The organism is Pseudoalteromonas sp. Ps84H-4, from assembly GCF_024124645.1.
Lineage (GTDB): Bacteria > Pseudomonadota > Gammaproteobacteria > Enterobacterales > Alteromonadaceae > Pseudoalteromonas > Pseudoalteromonas lipolytica_C.
Genome location: NZ_JAMXSK010000074.1, coordinates 1 through 1,340 on the forward strand (window position 1 = coordinate 1; position 1,340 = coordinate 1,340).

A 1,340-nucleotide genomic window follows, 5' to 3' on the forward strand; every position below is an offset into this window, starting at 1 on the left:
AATCTGTCGCTAAAAAATCGACAACACTTCAGCGGCCTTATTGATTACTACGGCAGTAAAGTGCGGCGCTTCAAACGCTCACAGCAGCACCTGTGGTTACTGTGTCATCTGACAGAGCGCATGCAACTTGCACTGGAGCGCCTGACGGATGGGTTTGTTTACCATATCCGAAAACAACAGGAAGCCGCCAACGCCTTTGCACAACAAGCAGTGTTCCTGTCCTGGCAGTCAGCTGCGGACAATGTCACGAAAGCGGCAGAGCTACTTCACCTGTTTGTTGACGAGAATATTGATGACAATCAGCCCTTCTCGGAAGTCAGAAAACAGGCACTGAAAGTGATGGATGATCGGGATATCCAGACCCTTTGCCTTTATCTGAAAAAACAAAAACGGACCGTGGAAGAGTACCAGTGGCAATATTATGACGAACAACGAAACCTTCTGGAACAGTTGTTAAGACCAGTGTTCCTGTGCCTTGAATGTGAGGCCGGTAAAGGCTCAGAAGCCGTCGTCGCCCAACTTCAAAAGATGCAAACGGAAATTGTATCCGGTGAATCACTGATGACAATGGATACGTCGCTTATCCCCAAAAAGCACCTCCCATGGCTGGTGAAACAGGATAACGTTAATCCGCAACGTTATGAATGGCTGCTCTACCGGCAGTTAACTTCACGACTGAACGGACGTATTTATCTGTCAAATGTCACCAAATACCGGGCACTGGAAGACGACCTGATCCCCCAAACATCGCAGGATGCACTGCTGGCCTCATCAACACTGGACAGACTAAAACAACCTGTTGACGCATTGTTACAGGAGAAACAACATCGACTGGAAAGCGCGCTCAAAGACGTGGCGCGCCATATTGATGAGGGAGATAATCGCAATGTAATCATGAAAAATCGCTCGGGCACCCGCTGGCACCTGCCAACAAAAGGCGCTACATCTCTGGTCAACAATCCCTTCTTTAAGCGAATGCAGCCAGTCGGTATCGCGGATGTCCTGCGGTATGTTGAGCGCGAAACCGGGTTCATGCGAAGCCTGACACATGTGCTGCCAATACAAAAACAGGGAACTACTCATCAGGATGATTTACTGGCCATTCTGATTGCTAACGCCACTCACCGTGGTGTGTATGGTATGGCGCAGATCTCCGACCGCAGTTATGAACACCTGAGTACAGTACAGGCTAACTATATCCGACCTGAAACGCTGCATGATGCCAGCGACGTGATCAATAATGCGGTGGCTTCATTACCCATCTTCCGCCACTACCATATTCAGGAGGACCAGTTGCACGCCAGTGCGGATGGTCAGAAATTCGAAACCCATCTGGAAAC

Annotated in this window: 1 protein-coding gene; it reads left to right on the plus strand. The window is 49.3% G+C overall.

Annotated features, from left to right (window positions below):
- Positions 1 to 1,340, plus strand: a 1,340-nt coding sequence (locus NH454_RS22235; protein WP_253036315.1) for a Tn3 family transposase, incomplete at both ends; no start/stop codon positions are given.